This window comes from Fictibacillus enclensis (assembly GCF_030123385.1).
Lineage (GTDB): Bacteria > Bacillota > Bacilli > Bacillales > Fictibacillaceae > Fictibacillus_C > Fictibacillus_C enclensis.
Genome location: NZ_CP126109.1, coordinates 4049079 through 4067132 on the forward strand (window position 1 = coordinate 4049079; position 18054 = coordinate 4067132).

Annotated in this window: 20 protein-coding genes and 1 other annotated feature; of the genes, 3 read left to right on the forward strand and 17 right to left on the reverse strand. The window is 46.0% G+C overall.

The genetic code is table 11. From position 1 onward, the window contains the following. The first annotated feature begins 30 nt into the window (after positions 1-30). Together yvfG and clpP are read left to right on the forward strand one after the other, a co-directional pair. Positions 31-243, forward strand: coding sequence for a protein YvfG (gene yvfG / locus QNH15_RS21165; protein WP_061971997.1), 213 nt, complete (start codon positions 31-33; stop codon positions 241-243). A gap of 237 nt (positions 244-480) precedes the next feature. Then, positions 481-1080, forward strand: a complete 600-nt coding sequence (clpP, locus tag QNH15_RS21170; RefSeq protein ID WP_061971996.1) for an ATP-dependent Clp endopeptidase proteolytic subunit ClpP — start codon at positions 481-483, stop codon at positions 1078-1080. A 215-nt stretch (positions 1081-1295) separates the two neighbouring features. On the opposite strand, the gene QNH15_RS21175 is transcribed toward clpP, so the two are convergent. The 16 genes from QNH15_RS21175 to QNH15_RS21250 form a co-directional block, all read right to left on the reverse strand. After that, positions 1296-1553, reverse strand: a complete 258-nt coding sequence (locus QNH15_RS21175) for an HPr family phosphocarrier protein (RefSeq protein ID WP_061971995.1) — start codon at positions 1551-1553, stop codon at positions 1296-1298. 41 nt (positions 1554-1594) lie between these two features. Next, positions 1595-2539: a DNA-binding protein WhiA gene (gene whiA / locus QNH15_RS21180; RefSeq protein WP_061971994.1), complete on the reverse strand. Its 945-nt coding sequence runs from the start codon at positions 2537-2539 to the stop codon at positions 1595-1597. Positions 2540-2624: 85 nt separating this feature from the next. After that, on the reverse strand, positions 2625-3569 hold the full coding sequence (locus tag QNH15_RS21185) for a gluconeogenesis factor YvcK family protein (protein WP_061971993.1): 945 nt from the start codon (positions 3567-3569) through the stop codon (positions 2625-2627). Next, complete coding sequence (gene rapZ, locus QNH15_RS21190) at positions 3570-4445, reverse strand: RNase adapter RapZ (RefSeq protein ID WP_061971992.1); 876 nt, start codon at positions 4443-4445, stop codon at positions 3570-3572. It lies immediately after the preceding gene. 72 nt (positions 4446-4517) lie between these two features. Continuing rightward, positions 4518-4976, reverse strand: coding sequence for an NUDIX hydrolase (locus QNH15_RS21195; RefSeq protein WP_283890332.1), 459 nt, complete (start codon positions 4974-4976; stop codon positions 4518-4520). Positions 4977-5213: 237 nt separating this feature from the next. Beyond that, the gene (gene trxB, locus QNH15_RS21200; protein WP_283890334.1) at positions 5214-6158 is read right to left on the reverse strand and encodes a thioredoxin-disulfide reductase; all 945 of its coding nucleotides are present in this window, start codon (positions 6156-6158) and stop codon (positions 5214-5216) included. 102 nt (positions 6159-6260) lie between these two features. Next, a complete protein-coding gene (locus tag QNH15_RS21205) occupies positions 6261-7862 on the reverse strand; it encodes a tetratricopeptide repeat protein (protein ID WP_283890337.1) in 1602 nt (533 codons plus the stop codon). 278 nt (positions 7863-8140) lie between these two features. Beyond that, positions 8141-9385 carry a tyrosine--tRNA ligase gene (gene tyrS, locus QNH15_RS21210; RefSeq protein ID WP_283890338.1) on the reverse strand — a complete coding sequence of 415 codons (1245 nt, stop codon included), beginning with the start codon at positions 9383-9385 and terminating at the stop codon, positions 8141-8143. Between the two features lie 48 nt (positions 9386-9433). Continuing rightward, positions 9434-9656 (reverse strand) — a binding site (T-box leader). Positions 9657-9918: 262 nt separating this feature from the next. Continuing rightward, positions 9919-10608: a bifunctional phosphoribosyl-AMP cyclohydrolase/phosphoribosyl-ATP diphosphatase HisIE gene (gene hisIE, locus QNH15_RS21215; RefSeq protein WP_283890339.1), complete on the reverse strand. Its 690-nt coding sequence runs from the start codon at positions 10606-10608 to the stop codon at positions 9919-9921. After that, entirely contained in the window at positions 10605-11363 is a 759-nt protein-coding gene (gene hisF, locus QNH15_RS21220; RefSeq protein ID WP_061971986.1) for an imidazole glycerol phosphate synthase subunit HisF, read from the reverse strand. Before hisF ends, hisIE begins: the two co-directional genes overlap by 4 nt. Then, the gene (hisA, locus tag QNH15_RS21225; protein ID WP_061971985.1) at positions 11364-12092 is read right to left on the reverse strand and encodes a 1-(5-phosphoribosyl)-5-[(5-phosphoribosylamino)methylideneamino]imidazole-4-carboxamide isomerase; all 729 of its coding nucleotides are present in this window, start codon (positions 12090-12092) and stop codon (positions 11364-11366) included. Then, positions 12089-12724, reverse strand: coding sequence for an imidazole glycerol phosphate synthase subunit HisH (gene hisH, locus QNH15_RS21230; RefSeq protein ID WP_283890340.1), 636 nt, complete (start codon positions 12722-12724; stop codon positions 12089-12091). The genes hisA and hisH overlap by 4 nt, the downstream gene beginning before the upstream one ends. Continuing rightward, complete coding sequence (gene hisB, locus QNH15_RS21235) at positions 12725-13315, reverse strand: imidazoleglycerol-phosphate dehydratase HisB (RefSeq protein ID WP_283890342.1); 591 nt, start codon at positions 13313-13315, stop codon at positions 12725-12727. Beyond that, a complete protein-coding gene (gene hisD / locus QNH15_RS21240; RefSeq protein WP_283890344.1) occupies positions 13308-14588 on the reverse strand; it encodes a histidinol dehydrogenase in 1281 nt (426 codons plus the stop codon). The genes hisB and hisD overlap by 8 nt, the downstream gene beginning before the upstream one ends. Further along, positions 14585-15229, reverse strand: coding sequence for an ATP phosphoribosyltransferase (gene hisG / locus QNH15_RS21245; RefSeq protein WP_283890346.1), 645 nt, complete (start codon positions 15227-15229; stop codon positions 14585-14587). The genes hisD and hisG overlap by 4 nt, the downstream gene beginning before the upstream one ends. Continuing rightward, a complete protein-coding gene (locus tag QNH15_RS21250; RefSeq protein ID WP_283890347.1) occupies positions 15226-16407 on the reverse strand; it encodes an ATP phosphoribosyltransferase regulatory subunit in 1182 nt (393 codons plus the stop codon). Before QNH15_RS21250 ends, hisG begins: the two co-directional genes overlap by 4 nt. A 216-nt stretch (positions 16408-16623) precedes the next feature. On the opposite strand from QNH15_RS21250, the gene cax reads away from it, so the two are divergent. Then, positions 16624-17682, forward strand: coding sequence for a calcium/proton exchanger (gene cax / locus QNH15_RS21255; RefSeq protein ID WP_283895690.1), 1059 nt, complete (start codon positions 16624-16626; stop codon positions 17680-17682). Positions 17683-17735: 53 nt separating this feature from the next. Here the strand turns inward: cax and QNH15_RS21260 are convergent, their stop codons facing one another. Then, entirely contained in the window at positions 17736-17978 is a 243-nt protein-coding gene (locus QNH15_RS21260; RefSeq protein ID WP_425590373.1) for a zinc ribbon domain-containing protein, read from the reverse strand. Positions 17979-18054: the final 76 nt, after the last annotated feature.

The following is an 18054-nucleotide window of genomic DNA, read 5'->3' on the forward strand; positions in this document are numbered from 1 at the left end:
TAAACAGTTGAAAAAAGGAGTGCTAAAACAATGGCTGAACAATTTTCAGTGAAATTTTTCGAAGAGAACTTTTTGCAATATATCGAGCGGAACAAGGATGTGTTTACAAAATCCCATGCCATGAATGCGTATTACCGCTCCATCGTAGGCACGCTCATCAACGACCATTTAAATAAGAACGGAGAAATTGTCAGGCGGATCCGCAACTTGGAAGAAGCGTACAACAATATAAAAAATTCGTAAGGTGCAGACGTTTATCTGCTGGCACAACACTTTTTATCTCTGAAAACTTTAGGGCGGGTACGTTTAAATCCCGGCAACCCGGGAATGATGAAGATAGTCCAAACATATTGTTAAATAAAGGATTGTTGCGCCTCTACATAGAATTAACATATAAGAAGCTTTTCGTTTGACCTTTTTTGACCTTTTTTGTATGATGGCAGTATCACATGAAAACACACCCTATAAGGAGGATTATTCATGAATTTAATTCCTACAGTTATTGAACAAACAAACCGTGGCGAACGCGCATATGATATTTACTCCCGTCTGTTAAAAGACCGTATTATCATGCTTGGAAGCGGAATTGACGACAATGTTTCAAACTCCATCGTGGCCCAGTTGCTCTTCTTGGCTGCCGAGGATCCTGAAAAGGATATTTCCCTTTACATAAACAGTCCTGGCGGATCCATTACAGCTGGTATGGCGATTTATGACACCATGAACTTTATTAAGCCAAATGTTTCAACGATCTGCATTGGTATGGCTGCTTCCATGGGAGCATTCCTGCTTGCAGCCGGTGAAAAAGGAAAGCGTTATGTCCTACCGAACTCTGAAGTCATGATTCACCAGCCGCTCGGCGGAACGCGCGGTCAGGCAACGGATATCGAAATTCATGCCCGCCGCATCATCCAAATGCGTGAACAACTAAACAAGATTCTTTCCGAAAGAACTGGACAGCCACTTGAAGTCATCGAGCGCGACACCGACCGCGACAACTTTATGCTGGCTGAAGATGCTGTAAAATACGGATTGGTTGACCGAGTGATTTCTTCTGTCGAAGATCCAAAAAACCTTTAAAAGAATAAAAAAAGCCGCTCGCCAATGAGCGGCTTTTTTCAATTTGGAGGGTGGAATGAATTTTTACAACGTCTTGATTTCCATCGGCGTAATTGTTATCTTTCTAGTGATTCTTGCAATGTTCGCCAAAACAAAAAAATAACAAAAGGGCAAAAGTGGAATAACGATGATCTCATCATCGCAAACGGCTTTTGCCCTTTTATTTGTTGCTTGTCCTAGTCGCGTTCAGTAATAAAAGCTTCAAGCCCCTTCATGGCTTCTTCTTCATCATGGCCGCTCACAGAGATGGTAATATCCACGCCTGAACCAATGGCAAGGCTCATGATACCCATAATGCTTTTTGCGTTTACACGCTTTCCGTCTTTTTCAACAAACACTTCCGAATTGTAACGGTTCGCTTCCTGAACAAACAAGGCTGCGGGACGAGCTTGCAGTCCAGTTTTCAATTGAACGGTTACCTGCTTTTCAATCATGGCTGTTCCTCCTTAATAGATATATAAAATGATGGGGTGCTTTATTTAGAAATGGGTTGGCCTAAACGAATTTTGTTAGCGATTTCATCGATCTTACGCAGACGGTGATTGACACCGGATTTGCTGACAGGTCCGGAGGAAACCATTTCCCCGAGCTCTTTCAGTGTGATTTCCTGATGAGCCACCCTGAGTTCGGCAATTTCACGGAGCTTATCGGGAAGCACTTCTAGTCCAACCTCATTTTCAATAAACTTAATGTTTTCAACCTGCCTCATCGCTGCCCCGACTGTTTTATTCAGGTTGGCTGTTTCGCAGTTTACCAGACGGTTCACCGAGTTTCTCATATCCTTTAAAATTCTTACATCCTCAAAGTACAGCATCGCATTGTGCGCGCCGATCAGAGTAAGGAATTCGGATATTTTTTCACCGTCCTTCAAATAAATAATATACCCTTTTTTCCGCTCGAGCATTTTCGCTTTAAGATCAAAGGTATTCATTAATTCGCAAAGAGCGGCAGTATGTTCTTCATACATGGAAAAAATCTCGAGATGATAGCTTGTCTCAGGATGGTTAATGGAACCGCCCGCAAGAAAAGCTCCTCTCATGTATGATCGGCGGCAGCACGCTTTTTTTTGAATCTCATCTGCAATGCCGCGGTTAAATGTAAAGGTTTCATCTATAATATTTAAATCCTCAAGCAGAGTCCTTGCTTCCCGAGTCAGCCTTACAATATAGACATTGTTCTTTTTCAGCCTCATCTTTTTACGGACAAGAAGCTCTACATGAAAGGAATATACTCTCTTAATCAATGTATAGATTCGACGGGCGATTGCTGCATTTTCAGTTGGAATGTCCAAAACAATCTGACGGTTGGAAAAAGAAATGGAGCCATTCATCCGAATAAGTGCCGCCAGTTCCGCCTTTGCACAGCAATCTTTGATTTCAAGCTTGGTTAGTTCTTTTTTGGTTTCTGCTGCAAATGACATCTTTTTCTCACCCCTCTCCTGTCCTGTACGGTAACGTGAGGGTAACACTGCTGCTGTCAGCCTGAATTTCTGATTATTTTCTTCGTTACAGCAACGAAAGAAGAAGTTCAGATACACGTCTCGCATCATGGCGTACTAATGTGCCGTATTGGATTATATTATCACTAATAATGTCAAAACCAAAAGATTTTAAACGTTCCATATCACATAGAACCTGCTCGGCTCCTTCTTCGCGATATAGCTCAAGAAACTCGGCAGGTATAATTTCATTGTTTACAATCACTACATCAATGATTTTTTCCCCAAAATGGTCAATCAGTGCCTGCACATGGTCACTGGCTGAAAAGTGGTTGGTTTCCCCTTTTTGGGTCATGGCGTTACAAACATAAACTCTAGGCACCGTTGACTTAGAAACTGCCTCCCGAATACCCCCAACCAATAAATTGGGAAGGATGCTCGTATAAAGGCTTCCCGGTCCCACCACAATTAAATCGGCCTCATTGATCGCATCCACGCTTGCTTGCAGCGGTTCTATATGGTCAGGTGTCAAAAATACACGTTTGATTCGTTTGTTCCGCAAAGGAATTTTTGATTCACCTGTGATGATTGATCCATCTTCATATTCTGCGTTTAAGATAACGCTTTTATTAGCTGCCGGAAGCACCTGTCCACGCACGTTTAACACTTTGCTTAATTCCTTGATTCCCATGACGAAATCCCCTGTGATATCATGCATGGCAGCAAGCAGCAAATTTCCGAGGGAATGCCCGGTAATGCCGTCACCCGTTGTAAACCGGTGCTGGAAAAGCTGTTCCACAAGCGGTTCTACCTCTGATAAGGCGGCAAGAACATTGCGTATGTCGCCTGGAGGAGGCATATCGTAATCTTTTCTAAGGCGCCCTGAGCTTCCGCCATCATCAGCGACCGTTACGATGGCCGTGATATCTACCGGAAACCTTTTTAAGCCTCTCAAAAGAACAGAGAGCCCTGTTCCCCCTCCCAGAACGACGACTTTTGATATAGGTTTCATTTATGACTTATCCTTTCCCATGTCACGATGGCTGCTCAACGTTACAAATTCCTTGGACAGAGCGTTTTTAATGTACTCTGCCAGAGCAACCGAACGGTGCTTGCCTCCTGTGCAGCCGATTCCGATAATCAGCTGGCTTTTTCCTTCCCGCTTATATTGCGGGATCATAAAGTTTAACAAATCGATCAGTTTTTCAAGAAACGTCTTGGTTTCCGGCCAGCGCAGTACATATTCTGAGATATCCGGCTCAAGCCCTGTCCTTGGACGCATATGATCGATGTAATGCGGGTTCGGCAAAAACCGTACATCGAACACGAGATCCGCATCAATTGGCATTCCGTATTTAAACCCAAACGACATAACGTTCACTGTAAACGGATGCGATTTTTCCGGTGAAAAACGCTCAATGATTTTTTCGCGCAATTGAATCGGTTTGAGGTCAGTCGTGTCGATCACCTGCTGTGCACGGCCCTTCAGTTCTTCAAGCATTTCTCTTTCCTGCATGATGCCCTGAAGAGGGTTTCCGCTTTTCGCCAACGGATGCGACCGCCGCGTTTCTTTATACCTGCGGACAAGTGCGGCATCTTTGCTTTCAAGATAAATAATTTGCGGCTGAATGTGCGAATGAACAGGAAGCTGGTCCAGCGTTGAAAACAGCTGGTCAAAAAACTCGCGGCCCCGTAAGTCCATAACAAGCGCCACCTTGTTCAGCTTTCCATGCGACTCTTCCATAAGCTCTACAAATTTAGGCAGAAGGGCGGGCGGAAGATTATCAACACAGAAGAAACCAAGGTCTTCAAAGCTTTGCATCGCTACGGTTTTTCCGGCACCTGACATCCCTGTAATGATTACCATTTGTACATCCTGCTTTTCCATGGCCGCTCTCCCCCTTGTCGAATCGGTTTGTCTATAGTGTATGTGAAGTTCCGGCTCTCTGATAACCGTTTCTTATGCCGGATCAAGGCGGTATGATAAAAGTTCAAAATCCGGTGTATAAGTGAACGTTCCAAAAATCATTCCTGCTCCGGTCAGGACATAGTCAAGAATGTGATGATCGCCAGGAGCCATCGGCAGGTTTCTTACTTCTGCAGCAGGTTTCCAGGCAAGCTTCCCTTCTTCACTTTCTTCCAATGCTTCTCCTTCAGCTTCGGTTGCTAAAAAGGTGAACATCATCCATTCAGAAATAATCCTGTCCTGCTCTTTAATAATAAAATTAAATACGCCTTTCAATTGAGGATTCTTGATGTAGATTCCTGTTTCTTCGCGATATTCCCGGATGACTGAATCCCTGATGGACTCCTCTGACTCCATCTTCCCGCCTGGCGCAACCCACCAGCCTCTTCTTGGTTTTTGCAGGAGGAGCACTTCATTTTCTTTAACTAGTACACAGTTTGTTACTCTTTGCACAATGTTCACCTCGATAAGCTGTTACATTAACTTTAGTATACTAAAAATGGGGGTCCCTCACAACGAACTCGTTCCGTCATTTTCCGAGGGTTTTTGCCAGCTCCACAAAAAAAGGGCGCGGAAGCTATCCGCGCCAAAGTCTTGCACTTTATAAAAAGGGGGTCAATTTCTTATTATTTATAGTACCCCTTTTTTATTTCACCACTGTTACATTCTGATTAAAACACAATTACGGATTTAGGCTTTGATCCGTTCCTTCAATTCCTCAACATAATGCTGTGCAGACTGGGCAGCGATACTGCCATCACCTGTTGCGGTTACAATCTGGCGCAGTGTTTTCTCCCTGATGTCTCCGGCAGCGAAAATTCCTGGAACTCTGGTTTCCATTAAATCATTGGTTTCCACGTAACCTGCCTCATTTGTAATTCCGAGGTTCAGGAACGCTCCGTTTAACGGAAGCATACCAACATAGATAAATACACCATCGGCAGAAAATTCACGTTCTTCACCTGTTTCCGTGCTAACAAGGGTCAGTTTGTTGACCTTGTTGTTTTCTCCATGAATTTCCTTGACGGTGTGATTCCACAGGAAATCCACCTTGTCATTATCAAACGCACGCTGTTGAAGAATTTGTTGGGCACGCAGTTTATCACGTCGGTGAACAATCGTTACTTTGGTGGCAAAACGTGTGAGATACACGCCTTCTTCCACTGCTGAGTCTCCTCCGCCTACCACGACAAGCTCTCTGTTTTTAAAGAACGCTCCGTCACAAACCGCACAGTAGGAAACACCGCGTCCGCCGAATTCTTTTTCTCCGGGCACGCCGAGTTTTTTGTACTCTGCGCCAGTTCCGATGATAATGGAACGTGTCTTGAATTGTTTGCTTCCAGTCACAACCGTCTTATATTCTTCACCATTGATAATTTCTTTTACATCGCCATAGGCATATTCTGCCCCGAACTTTTTGGCATGTTCAAACATTTTATTGGATAACTCAGGCCCCAGGATGGTTTCAAATCCCGGATAGTTCTCAACATCCTCGGTATTGGCCATTTGTCCACCCGGAATTCCGCGCTCAAGCATCAATGTGCTGAGGTTTGCCCGTGATGTGTAGACAGCAGCTGTCATACCGGCGGGACCTGCTCCGATGATTAGTACGTCGTAAATTTTCTCTTCACTCATCTTGATCCACTCCTTTTGTCCATCCCCAGAACATCTTTCTTTAGATATCGGATATTGTACCTACATGGTATAGGGCCAAAGCGGTTTCGTCCATCGATTTGCTCAATCCACCCGTTCCAGGCCCCGTTTGATAAACTGAATACGGGAGGCAAGCATGGAAACGGTAATTCCATACAACTCTGCAATTTGGCGCTGCGACGCGCCGTCTTTTCTTTTCCTTGCCACATAATCGATTGCTGCCGCAATGGCCGTATGATTCCTTAAAAGGGAACTGTCGGAACGGGCCAAAATCATGGTTTCAAGCCACAAAAACGTAACATCATCATCAATCGACGCGCCGTTCTCTTTTAGAATGGACAAAATGTTTAATCCGCTTGCCACAATCGGTGACATGGATTCAACCTGATGTTCCCCGTCTTCTCGTTTAATGGAAACTGGCATTTTAGGTTCCATCTCCAGTAACAGATGGGCTGCGACTTCCTTCAGAACCGAATGCTCTTCAAGCCTTCCGCAAAACGCCTTGAGCATTTCAATGTTTTCCTCGCTATTGTTCCCCCTCATCAGGGTTAAATGCACCAATTTATTTTTTTGAAGGCCGCGCGTCACATTATTAAATCGCTGCACAAAATCGCCTTTTTGGGCTATTTCCTGTTTAGCCATCCAAGGGACACGGTACTGGTAATCTGTTCCTGTGACCGTAAGTAATCCTTCTCTTGCTTGTTTTAAATAGTACGGCGCCACCTGTCCATCGGGATCGATTTCCTGTGCCTTTGACCAGCAGTTGAGGGCCCGTTCCTGCTTTCCTGTGGCAAAATAAGAAACTGCCAGGAAATGAAGATAGGCCGGGTCATTGAAATAATAATGCTTGTTGATAGAAGCCAGCCAGCGGTTCGCATAGTCATGCTCATTGAAATACCCAAAGGTGCTGCCCAGCTTGTAACGGTGATCGGGATGGATGGGGAAAACCTTCTTCAGGCTCTCCACCAGCTGAGCTGCTTCATCCATTCGGCCGAGCTGTTCATAAAAAATGGCAAGGTTGCACAAAGCATTTAAGTTGCCTGGGTTTTTCTCAAGAATTTGGTTCAGCACGCCCAATGCTTCGTCATATTCTTTTAAATAAAAATGGGTCAATGCAAGATTGTTATAGGCCGCCCAGAACGAAGGATGCTTGCGGATCAAGTCTGCCAGCTGAGCCTTTGCTTCGTCAAGCTCACCGTTTTCAATACTGCTGCGTGCCTCTTCATGCCCGACAATCAGCTCCTCTTCTTCTGTCAGCGGCTCGCTTCCGGTTTCAAAGTGGATGAGATCCAGCAATTCAAGTGCATCATCAACAAATTCGCCGTCCGGGTCCTTTCTCATGTAAAGAGAAGCGTACGTTTCGGCCTCTGCAAACATTCCCATATGCGCATAATTGTTTGCCATGAAAAAATAGCATTCACTAATGTCCTGTCCCATTGTTTCAAGAACCTGGTCTAAATACAGGTTTGATCTATCATATTCACCCAGCTCGGCCAATGTGGTGGCCAGCTGGCAATAAAATGTCGGTTCTTCCGGCTGTAAGTGCACCGCCCGTTCAAAAAAACGCTTCGCTTTATTTAAATCCTTTTTCTGATAAGCTTTAATACCCCGATGGAAATAGTCGGTTCCATCCTGCATGAAAGGAAGTATTCGCATGTCACTTTCCGCGTGTTTTTCCTTTTTCATTCTTTCCTCCAATTCTATGTAAAAAGGTCCATTACATAGCCTTTTTTTCTCTCCGTTCCATTCAACCCAAAAAAGTATACCACACACCAAAAGTGTCTTGCATACCCTTTTTGTAACTTTGTCAAGGAAACTTTCGACAAAGGTTTTTTTATGCTTTCATATTCCTATATAAATAGATAAGATCAATCGGCAATATGGATGTTGCAGACACTTTTTGTCATCCACTTCTTCTTGACAGAACATCACCGCCTCCCGAAAAGGGAAACGGTGATGATGATCTATAACGTAATTTTTAAGAACTTTCTTTTTCCTACTTGAATGATTGTATCATTTTTTATCTCAATCTCAAGTGATTTGTTTACCACTTTTTCCCCGTTCAGTTTAATTCCTCCGTTTTGGATCATTTTGCGCGCTTCGCTCTTGGACGGGAGCAGTTCCAGCTCGACAATCAGATCGACTATCGTGATTTTGGGGGCTTTTTGCCACACGATGGTTGGTATATCTTCTGGGAGTTTTCTGTTTTGAAAAACCTGCTGAAAATGATGGGCTGCGCTCTCTGATGCCTTCCTTCCATGAAACATGGTCACGAAGTTTTCACCAATCATGATTTTGGCATCACGGGGATGAAGCCTGCCGCTCTTCAAATCCTCCTTCAGCAATTTCTTTTTCTCAAGATCAAAATCAGTGGCCAAATCGATGTATTTGGGAATCAACTCGTCAGGAATACTCATCGTTTTCCCAAACATATCATTGGGCTTATCATGAATGCCGATGTAATTGCCCTTCGATTTTGACATCTTATCCACTCCGTCAAGACCTTCCAATAAAGGCAGCAGTATGACCGCCTGCTTTTCTTTTTGGTAGTGTTCTTGAAGCTGCCGCCCCATCAATACATTAAAATGCTGATCCGTTCCGCCAAGTTCGATATCACTTTCCAGAACCACCGAATCATAGCCCTGCATCAGCGGGTAAAAAAATTCATGAAGAGAAATCGGCTTTCCAGTGGAGATCCGCTGGCTAAAATCGTTCCGTTCCAGCAGCCTGGCAACGGTGATACTGCCCGCCAGCCGGATGATATCCTCAAAGTTCAGCAGGCGCAGCCACTGGGAATTATAGTGAAGCTCCACCTTCTTCATATCCAGGACTTTTCCAAACTGCTCAACGTACGTCTGTGCATTATGCTTAACCTCTTCATCTGTCAGCTGTTTCCGGGCGGCGGACTTACCGGTGGGATCCCCGATTTTTCCTGTAAAGTCTCCCACAATCAGCTGGATAATGTGGCCGTTTTGCTGAAACTGCTTCAGTTTTTGCAGCACGACGGTATGCCCGATATGCACATCCGGAGCGGAAGGGTCCAGACCCAGCTTCACCTTCAATGGCTTCTTTTTAAGCAACGATTTGGCAATCTTCTGCTTCAGCTCAAGGGCAGGAATGATTTCGTTCACGCCATTGGCATACAACGCATATTGCCTTTCCATCTCTTTTCTCTGGAATGCAGACAGCTGCTCCATACTCTTGTTCATCAAAACCATTCCTTTCTGATTAAAATAAAAAAACCACATCCCTCCTATAAAAGGGACGTGGTTTTTCACGCGGTACCACCCTTGTTGAAGCATCGCTTCCACTCGGTGAAATAACGGTTCATGCCGTTCCTTGCTACGATCCGCAGGATCCGGACGTTCACAAAGAAAGTTCGAGGAGGTAATTCATAAGGGTCTTTGTACCGGTTTGCACCTGCCACCGGCTCTCTAAAACAGGGAGACCACTACTACTCGTTCCTCTCATTACTTTTCACGAAATTGTTTTCTCACTAGTTTAGTGTATTGGGCAGGTGAATACAAGTACAATTTTAACATATTTTTGAAATTATTTTAGAAATGTGGGACAGGGAAGTAGTTTGAATTCAGTTTTGCTCGATTATGTTGCTTTTTCGCCCAATTAATTTAATTTATGCTCAAATATTATGAGTTTGCGCCCAATTATCCAAAATTACGCCAATTCGGCCAGTGAAGGGACAAAAAGGCCCCCGGAACCTCGCCGGCGGCCTCACAAAAACTTATTTACGGTCTTTTGATGTATGGCGTTCCTCTAATACACCCAAAACTTCAGCAAACGGAAGCTTTTGTTCCTGAAGAAGAACAAGAAGGTGGTAAATCAGGTCGGCTGCTTCCCATTTCAGCTCTTCTTTATCGCGGTTTTTCGCAGCAATAATAACCTCTGATGCTTCTTCTCCGACCTTTTTCAGGATCTTGTCCACGCCTTTATCAAATAGATAGGTCGTGTAGGCCCCTTCCGGCATTTCCCGTTCGCGCTCGGCAATGAGTCCCTGCAGCACATTCAAAATATCCTGCGGTTTTCCTTGGCTGTCTTCTTTACCAGGAACAATGTCTCCATAAGAGGTTTTCCCGCTCTTTTCTGCCTCAGACGGATCGGAAGCTCCAGCTCCAAAACAGCTCTCGGCACCAGTATGGCAGGCAGGTCCCTTCGGATTCACAAACACCACCAGGGCATCCTGGTCACAATCCACATGGATATCGATCACTTTTTGAGTGTTACCCGACGTTTCCCCTTTATGCCAAAGCTCTTGGCGGGAACGACTGTAAAACACCGTTTCACCAATCTCCAGCGTTTTTTTCAGTGACTCTTCATTCATATAAGCCAGGGTTAATACCTTTTTTGTCCGCGCATCCTGGACAATCGCAGGAATCAATCCTTTTTCATCAAACTTGATGGAAGACAGGTTCATCGGATCACCACTCCTTTTTCTTTTAGGTCTTTCTTTACTTCCCGGACCGAGGTTTCTTTATAATGAAAAATACTTGCGGCCAAAGCAGCATCCGCTTTTCCATCTGTAAAAGCTTCATAAAAATGCTGGGCATTGCCGGCTCCGCCTGAAGCGATAACAGGCACGGTTACCGCCTCGCTGACGGTTTTGGTCAGCGCAAGATTAAACCCGGTTTTTTCCCCGTCCTGATCCATGCTTGTCAGCAGGATTTCGCCGGCTCCACGCTTGACGGCTTCCCGGGCCCAATCGGTCACTTCCCAATTAGTCGGCTTGCGTCCTCCATGCGTGTACACCCTCCAGGAACCAAGGCTTTCATCGTACTTGGCGTCAATCGCCGTGACGATACACTGTGAACCAAAATAGTCCGCCCCTTCGGTAATCAGCTCGGGACGCAGCAAGGCTGCTGTATTTACCGACACCTTGTCTGCTCCGGCCCGAAGAACTCGTTTCATGTCCTCGAGTGAGTTAATGCCTCCTCCCACTGTAAAAGGGATGGCCAGCTGGCTCGCTACCCGGTCCACCACGTCGATCATCGTCTGGCGTCCTTCATGTGAAGCTGAAATATCCAAAAAAACAAGCTCATCGGCGCCTTCTCTGTCATAAAAAGCCGCAAGCTCCACAGGGTCACCTGCATCAAGCAAATTCAAAAACTGTATTCCTTTTACCACCCGGCCTTCTTTTACATCCAGGCAAGGAATGATTCGTTTTGTCAGCATTTATTTCACCTTCTCCAACGCTTCCTGCAGTGTAAACCGTCCTGTGTAAAGCGCCTTTCCAATAATGGCACCACCGATGCCGCGGTGATCTGCCTTTAAGGCAGCCAGGTCATCAAGAGAACTTACACCACCTGAAGCAATGACATTTTTACCGGTTAATCCAGCGAGCTCACCAATGGCTTCCGTATTTGGCCCTTTTAGCGTACCGTCTTTGGAGATATCCGTGAAAATAAACGTCTCAGCTCCTTCATTCCCGAGCTTCTCCGCCAGCTCGGACGCTTCGATCTCTGAGGTGTTGAGCCAGCCTTCTGTTGCAACATATCCGTCACGCGCATCAATTCCGATGGCAATCTGGCTGCCATACTTCCTGAGCATTTTAACAACAAATTCCGGATTCGAAATGGCTGCACTTCCCAGAATCACCCGGTTTACGCCTTCCTCCAGGTAAAAAGCGACATCTTCTTCATTACGGATGCCCCCGCCGATTTGCACCGACACCTGAAGTTCATTGGCCACCCTGACCACATGCTGATGATTGACCCGTTCTCCGGCTTTCGCGCCATCCAGGTCGACCATGTGAATCCACTTGGCTCCCGCTTCTGCAAATTGCTTTGCCATATCAAATGGAGAATCTCCGTATACGGTCTCCTGGTTGTAATCTCCCTGCAGCAGCCTTACGCATTTTCCGCCGCGCATGTCAATTGCAGGATACAAGATAAATTCGCTCATGCCTTTGCCTCCTCTGCCAGATTGCAAAAATTGTCCAAGATCGTCATACCGACTTCCGAGCTTTTTTCCGGATGAAACTGTGTGCCGAAAATGTTGTTCCTGCCGACGACGGCCGGTACAGCCCTGTCCCCGTATTGCGCCTCTGCAATGACAGTTTCGGGATCATCGCTTTGAACCACATACGAATGAACAAAATAAACAAAACCTTCCTCAAGGTTGTCAATAAGAGGAGATCTGCGGTTGTACTGCAGTTTGTTCCATCCCATATGAGGCACTTTGTATGCTTCTCCATTATTTGCGACCCCTGAAAACCGTTCAACTCTGCCAGGCAGAAGTCCCAGTCCTTTTGTGAGGCCATTCTCTTCACTTTCTTCAAATAACAGCTGCATGCCGAGGCAAATTCCTAAAAGCGGTTTTCCGGCTGCCGCTTCTTTTTTTATAAATTCGGTAAGGCCTGTTCCATTCAGAATCAGCATGGCATCCTTAAACGATCCCACACCAGGCAAAAGAAGCTTGTCCGCTTGATCCAGCTCTTCTTTTTTATCGGACAGAAAATAGGGCTGCTCCAGCCGTTTGAGCGCCGAGCTTACCGAATGAAGATTTCCCATTCCATAATCAATGATGCCGATCATTTACAACATCCCCTTTGTGGAAGGAACACCCTTCACCCTCGGGTCGATGAGGGTGGCTTCATCCAGCGCCTTGGCAAACGCCTTGAAGACCGCCTCGATCATATGATGCGTATTGGTGCCATAGTGAACAATCACGTGAAGATTCATTCGCGCTTCAAGAGCCAGTTTCCAGAAGAATTCATGTACAAGCTCGGTATCAAAGTTTCCTACCTTTTGGGAAGGAAACTCTGCCCGGAATTCCAAATGCGGGCGGTTGCTTAAATCGATGGCAACTTGTGCAAGGGTTTCATCCATCGGCACAAACGCGTTGCCATAGCGCTTGATCCCCATCTTATCTCCTAGCGCCTCTTTAATCGCAGTTCCTAGGCAGATCCCCACATCCTCAGTCGTATGATGGTCATCAATTTCGGTATCACCAGTGGCATTTACCTTTAAATTAAAAAGCCCGTGGCGGGCAAAGCCGTCGAGCATATGGTTTAAAAACGGAACAGGTGTATCAATCGATGCCTGCCCGTCTCCATCAATATCAAAAGAAAGGGCAATTTGTGTTTCTTTTGTATTTCGTTCGATTGAATACGTCCGGTTACTCATGTTCACTTTCCCCCAGTCTTTTCTCTACTGCCCGGGCATGGGCTTCCAATCCCTCAAGCCGGGCAAATGCTGCAATTTTTTTTGCGTTTTCCTGTATGGCGCTTTCACTGTACATGATGACACTCGATTTTTTTGTATAATCATCCACATTGAGAGGCGAGGAAAAGCGTGCCGTTCCGCTCGTCGGCAATACATGGTTGCTTCCGGCGAAGTAATCTCCTACCGGCTCTGACGAATTCGGCCCTAGAAAAATAGCCCCTGCATGTTTGATTTTCCCTAAAAGCTCCATTGGTTGCTCTGTCATGACTTCCAAATGCTCAGGAGCGATTTCGTTGATGACGTCTACACCCTGGCTCAGGCTGTCTACCAGATAGATCGCTCCATACGTTTCAATCGATTCCCGGGCAATCTCTTGTCTAGGCAGCGTTTTAAGCTGTAATTCCACTTGCGCCGACACCTGGTTTGCGAGTTCTTCAGAAGTGGTAACCAAAAAGGCAGCGGCACGCGGATCATGCTCGGCCTGTGACAGTAAATCGGCAGCCACATAAACCGGATTGGCGGTTTCATCAGCCAGCACGGCAATCTCACTCGGTCCGGCAATCATGTCAATATCCACCGTGCCGAAGACCTCCCGTTTCGCCAATGCTACGTATACATTTCCCGGCCCGACGATTTTATCCACCTTCTGAATGGTTTCTGTACCGTAGGCAAGCGCGCCAATCGCTTGGGCGCCGCCTGCTTTATAAATCGCGCTGATCCCGCTTTCTCTGGCGGCAACCAGTACACCAGCCGGAAGCTTTCCGTCCTTTCCTGGAGGGGAAACGAGTACGATTCGCCCGACTCCCGCTACCTTCGCCGGAACGACACCCATAAGCACCGAAGATGGATAGGCTGCCGTTCCTCCAGGCACATACACACCGACTGAATCAAGCGGCGTTACTTTCTGTCCAAGCAGCGTTCCGTCTTCTTTCGTAATAAACCAGGACTGCTTCTTCTGCTGCACATGATAGTCTTCAATATTCTTTGCCGCTTCCTTTATAATGGCAATCATTTCGTCATCGACTTCGCTGTAAGCCTGCTCGATCTCTTTTTCTGTTACTTCCAGCTCACTCAGCAGAACCTTGTCAAATTGCTCGGTAAGCTCGTACAATGCCGCATCGCCCTGCTCACGTACCTGGGTTAAGATGCTCTTTACCGCTTTCAGCTGGGCTTCTGAGTCCTGATCAATATTTCGTTTCAAGCTGTTTAGATTTGTTGACCGTTCAATCCTCACCTGATCTCCTCCTTGCTCTCCACCACTTTGCTTAAACGCTCGACCAGTTCGTCGATCACGCCAGCCTTCATGCGGTAGCTTGCAGGATTCACAATAATACGGGAAGTAATCTCCCTGATTTTCTCCAGCTCAACCAGTCCGTTTTCCTTCAATGTTCTACCGGTTGATACAATATCCACAATTCTGTCGGCCAGGCCAATCAGCGGAGCGAGCTCGATGGAGCCGTTTAATTTAATGATTTCCACCTGTTCCCCTTGTTCCCGGAAATAGTGGGCTGCCACATTCGGATATTTCGTTGCGATTTTCGGTGCGACGGAATGCTCCTTTTGTTCCGGGAGACCAGCCACCGCCAAGTAGCAGTCACTGATTTTCAGATCAAGAACCTCATACACGTCCCGCTCTTCTTCCAGCATGACGTCTTTTCCAGCAATGCCGACATCCGCCACACCGTGTTCCACGTAGGTTGGAACATCCATCGGCTTGGCCAGGATAAAACGCATACCCGCCTCTACGATCTCAATGATCAGCTTTCTTGAATCCTCGAACTCGGGAGGCAGCGGATAGCCCGCCTGGCGCAACAATTCTACAGCTTCCTGAAAAATACGGCCTTTTGGCATCGCCACTGTGAGTAAACTGCTCATCGTGCCTCTCCTCTCTCGCTTTTACCGATTACATAAATCACTTCTTGAAACCGGCCGCTGTATTCATCCACATTGCCGACACCCGATATATCCTGAACCACGACTGAACGTCCCTGTTCCCGAAGTTCACGAGATTTGGCAATGGCTTCTTTTCGGTTTTCCGCACTAAAAATGATGCATGACCGTGGAGCGGATGGTTCCTTTGCACTGAGTGCTTCAAGGAGGTAATCCAGCCTGATACCAAACCCGATCGCCTGGGCACTTCGCCCGAACTCACCCAAGAGCTGATCATAACGCCCTCCACTGCATAGCGGGAAACCCAGTTCATTGGTATACCCTTCAAAAACAATTCCTGTATAGTAGCTCATATGGCTGAATAACGTAAAATCAAGGACCACCTTATCCTGCACACCATACAGTTCAAGAATGTTCAAAAGCTCTCTTAAATCACTGATCGCTTTTCTTCCTCCAACTGCTGTCAAATCCTCAGCTGACTTCAGTACTTCCTCTCCTCCGCGGAGATGAAGAAGATCCAGCAGTCGCTTTTTATCAATCGAAGATAAAGGAAGGTTCTTCACATGGCTGGCATAGCCCACATAATTTTTTTCATATAAATAGCGTAACAATTCTTCCGCACGGTCTTCGTTTCCAAGAACTTCAATAAAAAGTTCATTCAAAAAACCAATATGTCCGACAGCTACTTTAAACTCCTGCAAACCCGCCTTCGAAAGAGTGGATACCATCAGTGCAATCACTTCGGCATCCGCACTTGAAGTACCATCTCCGATTAATTCCACCCCAACCTGTTCAAACTCCGCCGGACGTCCGCCCTCCCGCTGCTGGGACCGGAACACCGCAGAATCATAAGCCAGCCGGATCGGATAAGAAACATCTTTCATAGAAGAGGAAACAACACGCGCAATCGGAGCCGTCATATCCGGTCTCAGTACGAGCGTCTTCCCTTCTGAATCCAGTAATTTGAAAAGCTGCTGATCCAGTATGGCGGAAGCTTCTCCCACCGTATCGTAATATTCGAGTGTAGGGGTTTGGATGAATTGGTATCCCCATTCACGGATTTCCTGTTCCATTACGGTTCGAACCTGCTGCTTTACTTGATATAAAACAGGAAGAGTATCCCTCATTCCCATTGGCTTTTCAAAAACAAATGGCTTCGACATCGACTCACACCTTCACTTATGCTTTAGTTCGCTAATATGCTACCGAGATAAATTATACGTTGTAGTCTACACTTCTTTCTGCGGTTCGTCAACATCCCCCTCTTTAACCTATTGCATGCATTCTTTTAAACGCGTTAAAATACGTTACAGAAGATAAAAAGAGGGAATAATGCTACAAGATCATTAAAAAATTATGATAAAGGAGCTTACTCTGTGATCAATCGAATATTTTTTATACTCATTTTAGCCGGTGTTCCTTTGTCTGTGGCAGCGGCCTTGCTCCACTGGCCGGCCGTAATCTCGTTCGTTCTTTATTGTGTCACGATTATAGCCCTGGCCTCTTATATGGGGAGGGCAACGGAAAGTTTGGCGATCGTGGTTGGACCGCGGATTGGCGGACTGCTTAATGCTACCTTTGGAAACGCAGTTGAACTGATTATTTCCATTTTCGCCTTAAAAGCCGGCCTGGTTCCTGTAGTGCTCGCTTCCCTGACCGGTTCTGTATTGGGAAATCTCTTACTGGTTGGAGGGTTATCCTTCTTTATTGGCGGACTCAAGTTCAAGCGTCAGAGGTTCAATGTTCATGATGCCCAGCACAATGCAGGTCTGATGATCTTTGCTATCGTCGTCGCTTTTGTATTCCCTGAAGTCTTCTCCATGACACTAAATGATCAGGAATCATTTACTCTCAGTATCTGGGTTTCTGCCATTATGATCGTTCTCTATCTCGCTGCTCTATACTTTAAACTCGTCACACATCGCGGAGTTTATGCCTATGACGAAGAAAAAGGAGAAAATGAGGAGCAAGAAACGGCGGAATGGACCAAGTCAAAATCCATCCTTGTGCTGGGCCTTGCCACACTGGCTGTTGCGTACATATCCGAGAACCTTGTCCATACCTTTGAAGAGGTAGGCGAGACGCTCGGCTGGAGTGAAATCTTTATTGGGATCATCATTGTTGCTATCGTGGGTAATGCGGCAGAGCATGCCTCTGCCGTGATGATGGCCTATAAAAACAAAGTGGGCATCACGGTCGAGATTGCCGTTGGTTCCACCCTTCAGATTGCTATGTTTGTTGCACCAGTACTGGTTCTGGTTTCGGTATTTTTCGAAAAGCAAATGTCCCTTGTATTTTCGATGCCCGAACTGGTATCCATGGTGCTGGCCGTCTTTCTGACCATTTCCCTGACAAATGACGGTGACACCAACTGGTTTGAAGGACTGACCCTGCTTGCTGCCTATATGATCATGGGTGTGGGATTCTATCTGCTGTAACAAGACAAAAAGAAAAAGCTTCAGCACATGCCCTCTTTGTGCTGAAGCTTTTTTTATCCAAAGAAAAGATCCAGAATGGTTCCAAGCTGTCCTTTCTTTCCTTCCAGAATGGATGGATTGTACACTTCAACATACCCGCAGTTCTCACATGAAACAAATAAAAAATGATTATGCTGGAGATCCAGCAGCTTGCTGAGCCCCGATCCAGTCATCGCAAGCTCTTTTGTTTTGCACCGGCCATGGCCGCACTTTACACATTTAAACTTTTCACGAATTTTATCTTCTACAACGCCCACTGGCTTTCCTCCTTACCAAATGTGATAACATACTTGTCCTTTATTGCGTATATGGTAATACTAGACGTACGCAGAG

Excerpts from the sequence above, each read along its gene's own strand:
- yvfG (WP_061971997.1), top strand. The coding sequence starts at position 31 with ATGGCTGAACAATTTTCAGTGAAATTTTTCGAAGAGAACTTTTTGCAA.
- clpP (WP_061971996.1), top strand. The coding sequence starts at position 481 with ATGAATTTAATTCCTACAGTTATTGAACAAACAAACCGTGGCGAACGC.
- QNH15_RS21175 (WP_061971995.1), bottom strand. The coding sequence starts at position 1,553 with ATGATTGAAAAGCAGGTAACCGTTCAATTGAAAACTGGACTGCAAGCT.
- whiA (WP_061971994.1), bottom strand. The coding sequence starts at position 2,539 with ATGTCATTTGCAGCAGAAACCAAAAAAGAACTAACCAAGCTTGAAATC.
- QNH15_RS21185 (WP_061971993.1), bottom strand. The coding sequence starts at position 3,569 with ATGAAACCTATATCAAAAGTCGTCGTTCTGGGAGGGGGAACAGGGCTC.
- rapZ (WP_061971992.1), bottom strand. The coding sequence starts at position 4,445 with ATGGAAAAGCAGGATGTACAAATGGTAATCATTACAGGGATGTCAGGT.
- trxB (WP_283890334.1), bottom strand. The coding sequence starts at position 6,158 with ATGAGTGAAGAGAAAATTTACGACGTACTAATCATCGGAGCAGGTCCC.
- QNH15_RS21205 (WP_283890337.1), bottom strand. The coding sequence starts at position 7,862 with ATGAAAAAGGAAAAACACGCGGAAAGTGACATGCGAATACTTCCTTTC.
- tyrS (WP_283890338.1), bottom strand. The coding sequence starts at position 9,385 with ATGAACAAGAGTATGGAGCAGCTGTCTGCATTCCAGAGAAAAGAGATG.
- hisIE (WP_283890339.1), bottom strand. The coding sequence starts at position 10,608 with ATGAACCTGTCTTCCATCAAGTTTGATGAAAAAGGATTGATTCCTGCG.
- hisF (WP_061971986.1), bottom strand. The coding sequence starts at position 11,363 with ATGCTGACAAAACGAATCATTCCTTGCCTGGATGTAAAAGAAGGCCGG.
- hisA (WP_061971985.1), bottom strand. The coding sequence starts at position 12,092 with ATGAGCGAATTTATCTTGTATCCTGCAATTGACATGCGCGGCGGAAAA.
- hisH (WP_283890340.1), bottom strand. The coding sequence starts at position 12,724 with ATGATCGGCATCATTGATTATGGAATGGGAAATCTTCATTCGGTAAGC.
- hisB (WP_283890342.1), bottom strand. The coding sequence starts at position 13,315 with ATGAGTAACCGGACGTATTCAATCGAACGAAATACAAAAGAAACACAA.
- hisG (WP_283890346.1), bottom strand. The coding sequence starts at position 15,229 with ATGAGCAGTTTACTCACAGTGGCGATGCCAAAAGGCCGTATTTTTCAG.
- QNH15_RS21250 (WP_283890347.1), bottom strand. The coding sequence starts at position 16,407 with ATGTCGAAGCCATTTGTTTTTGAAAAGCCAATGGGAATGAGGGATACT.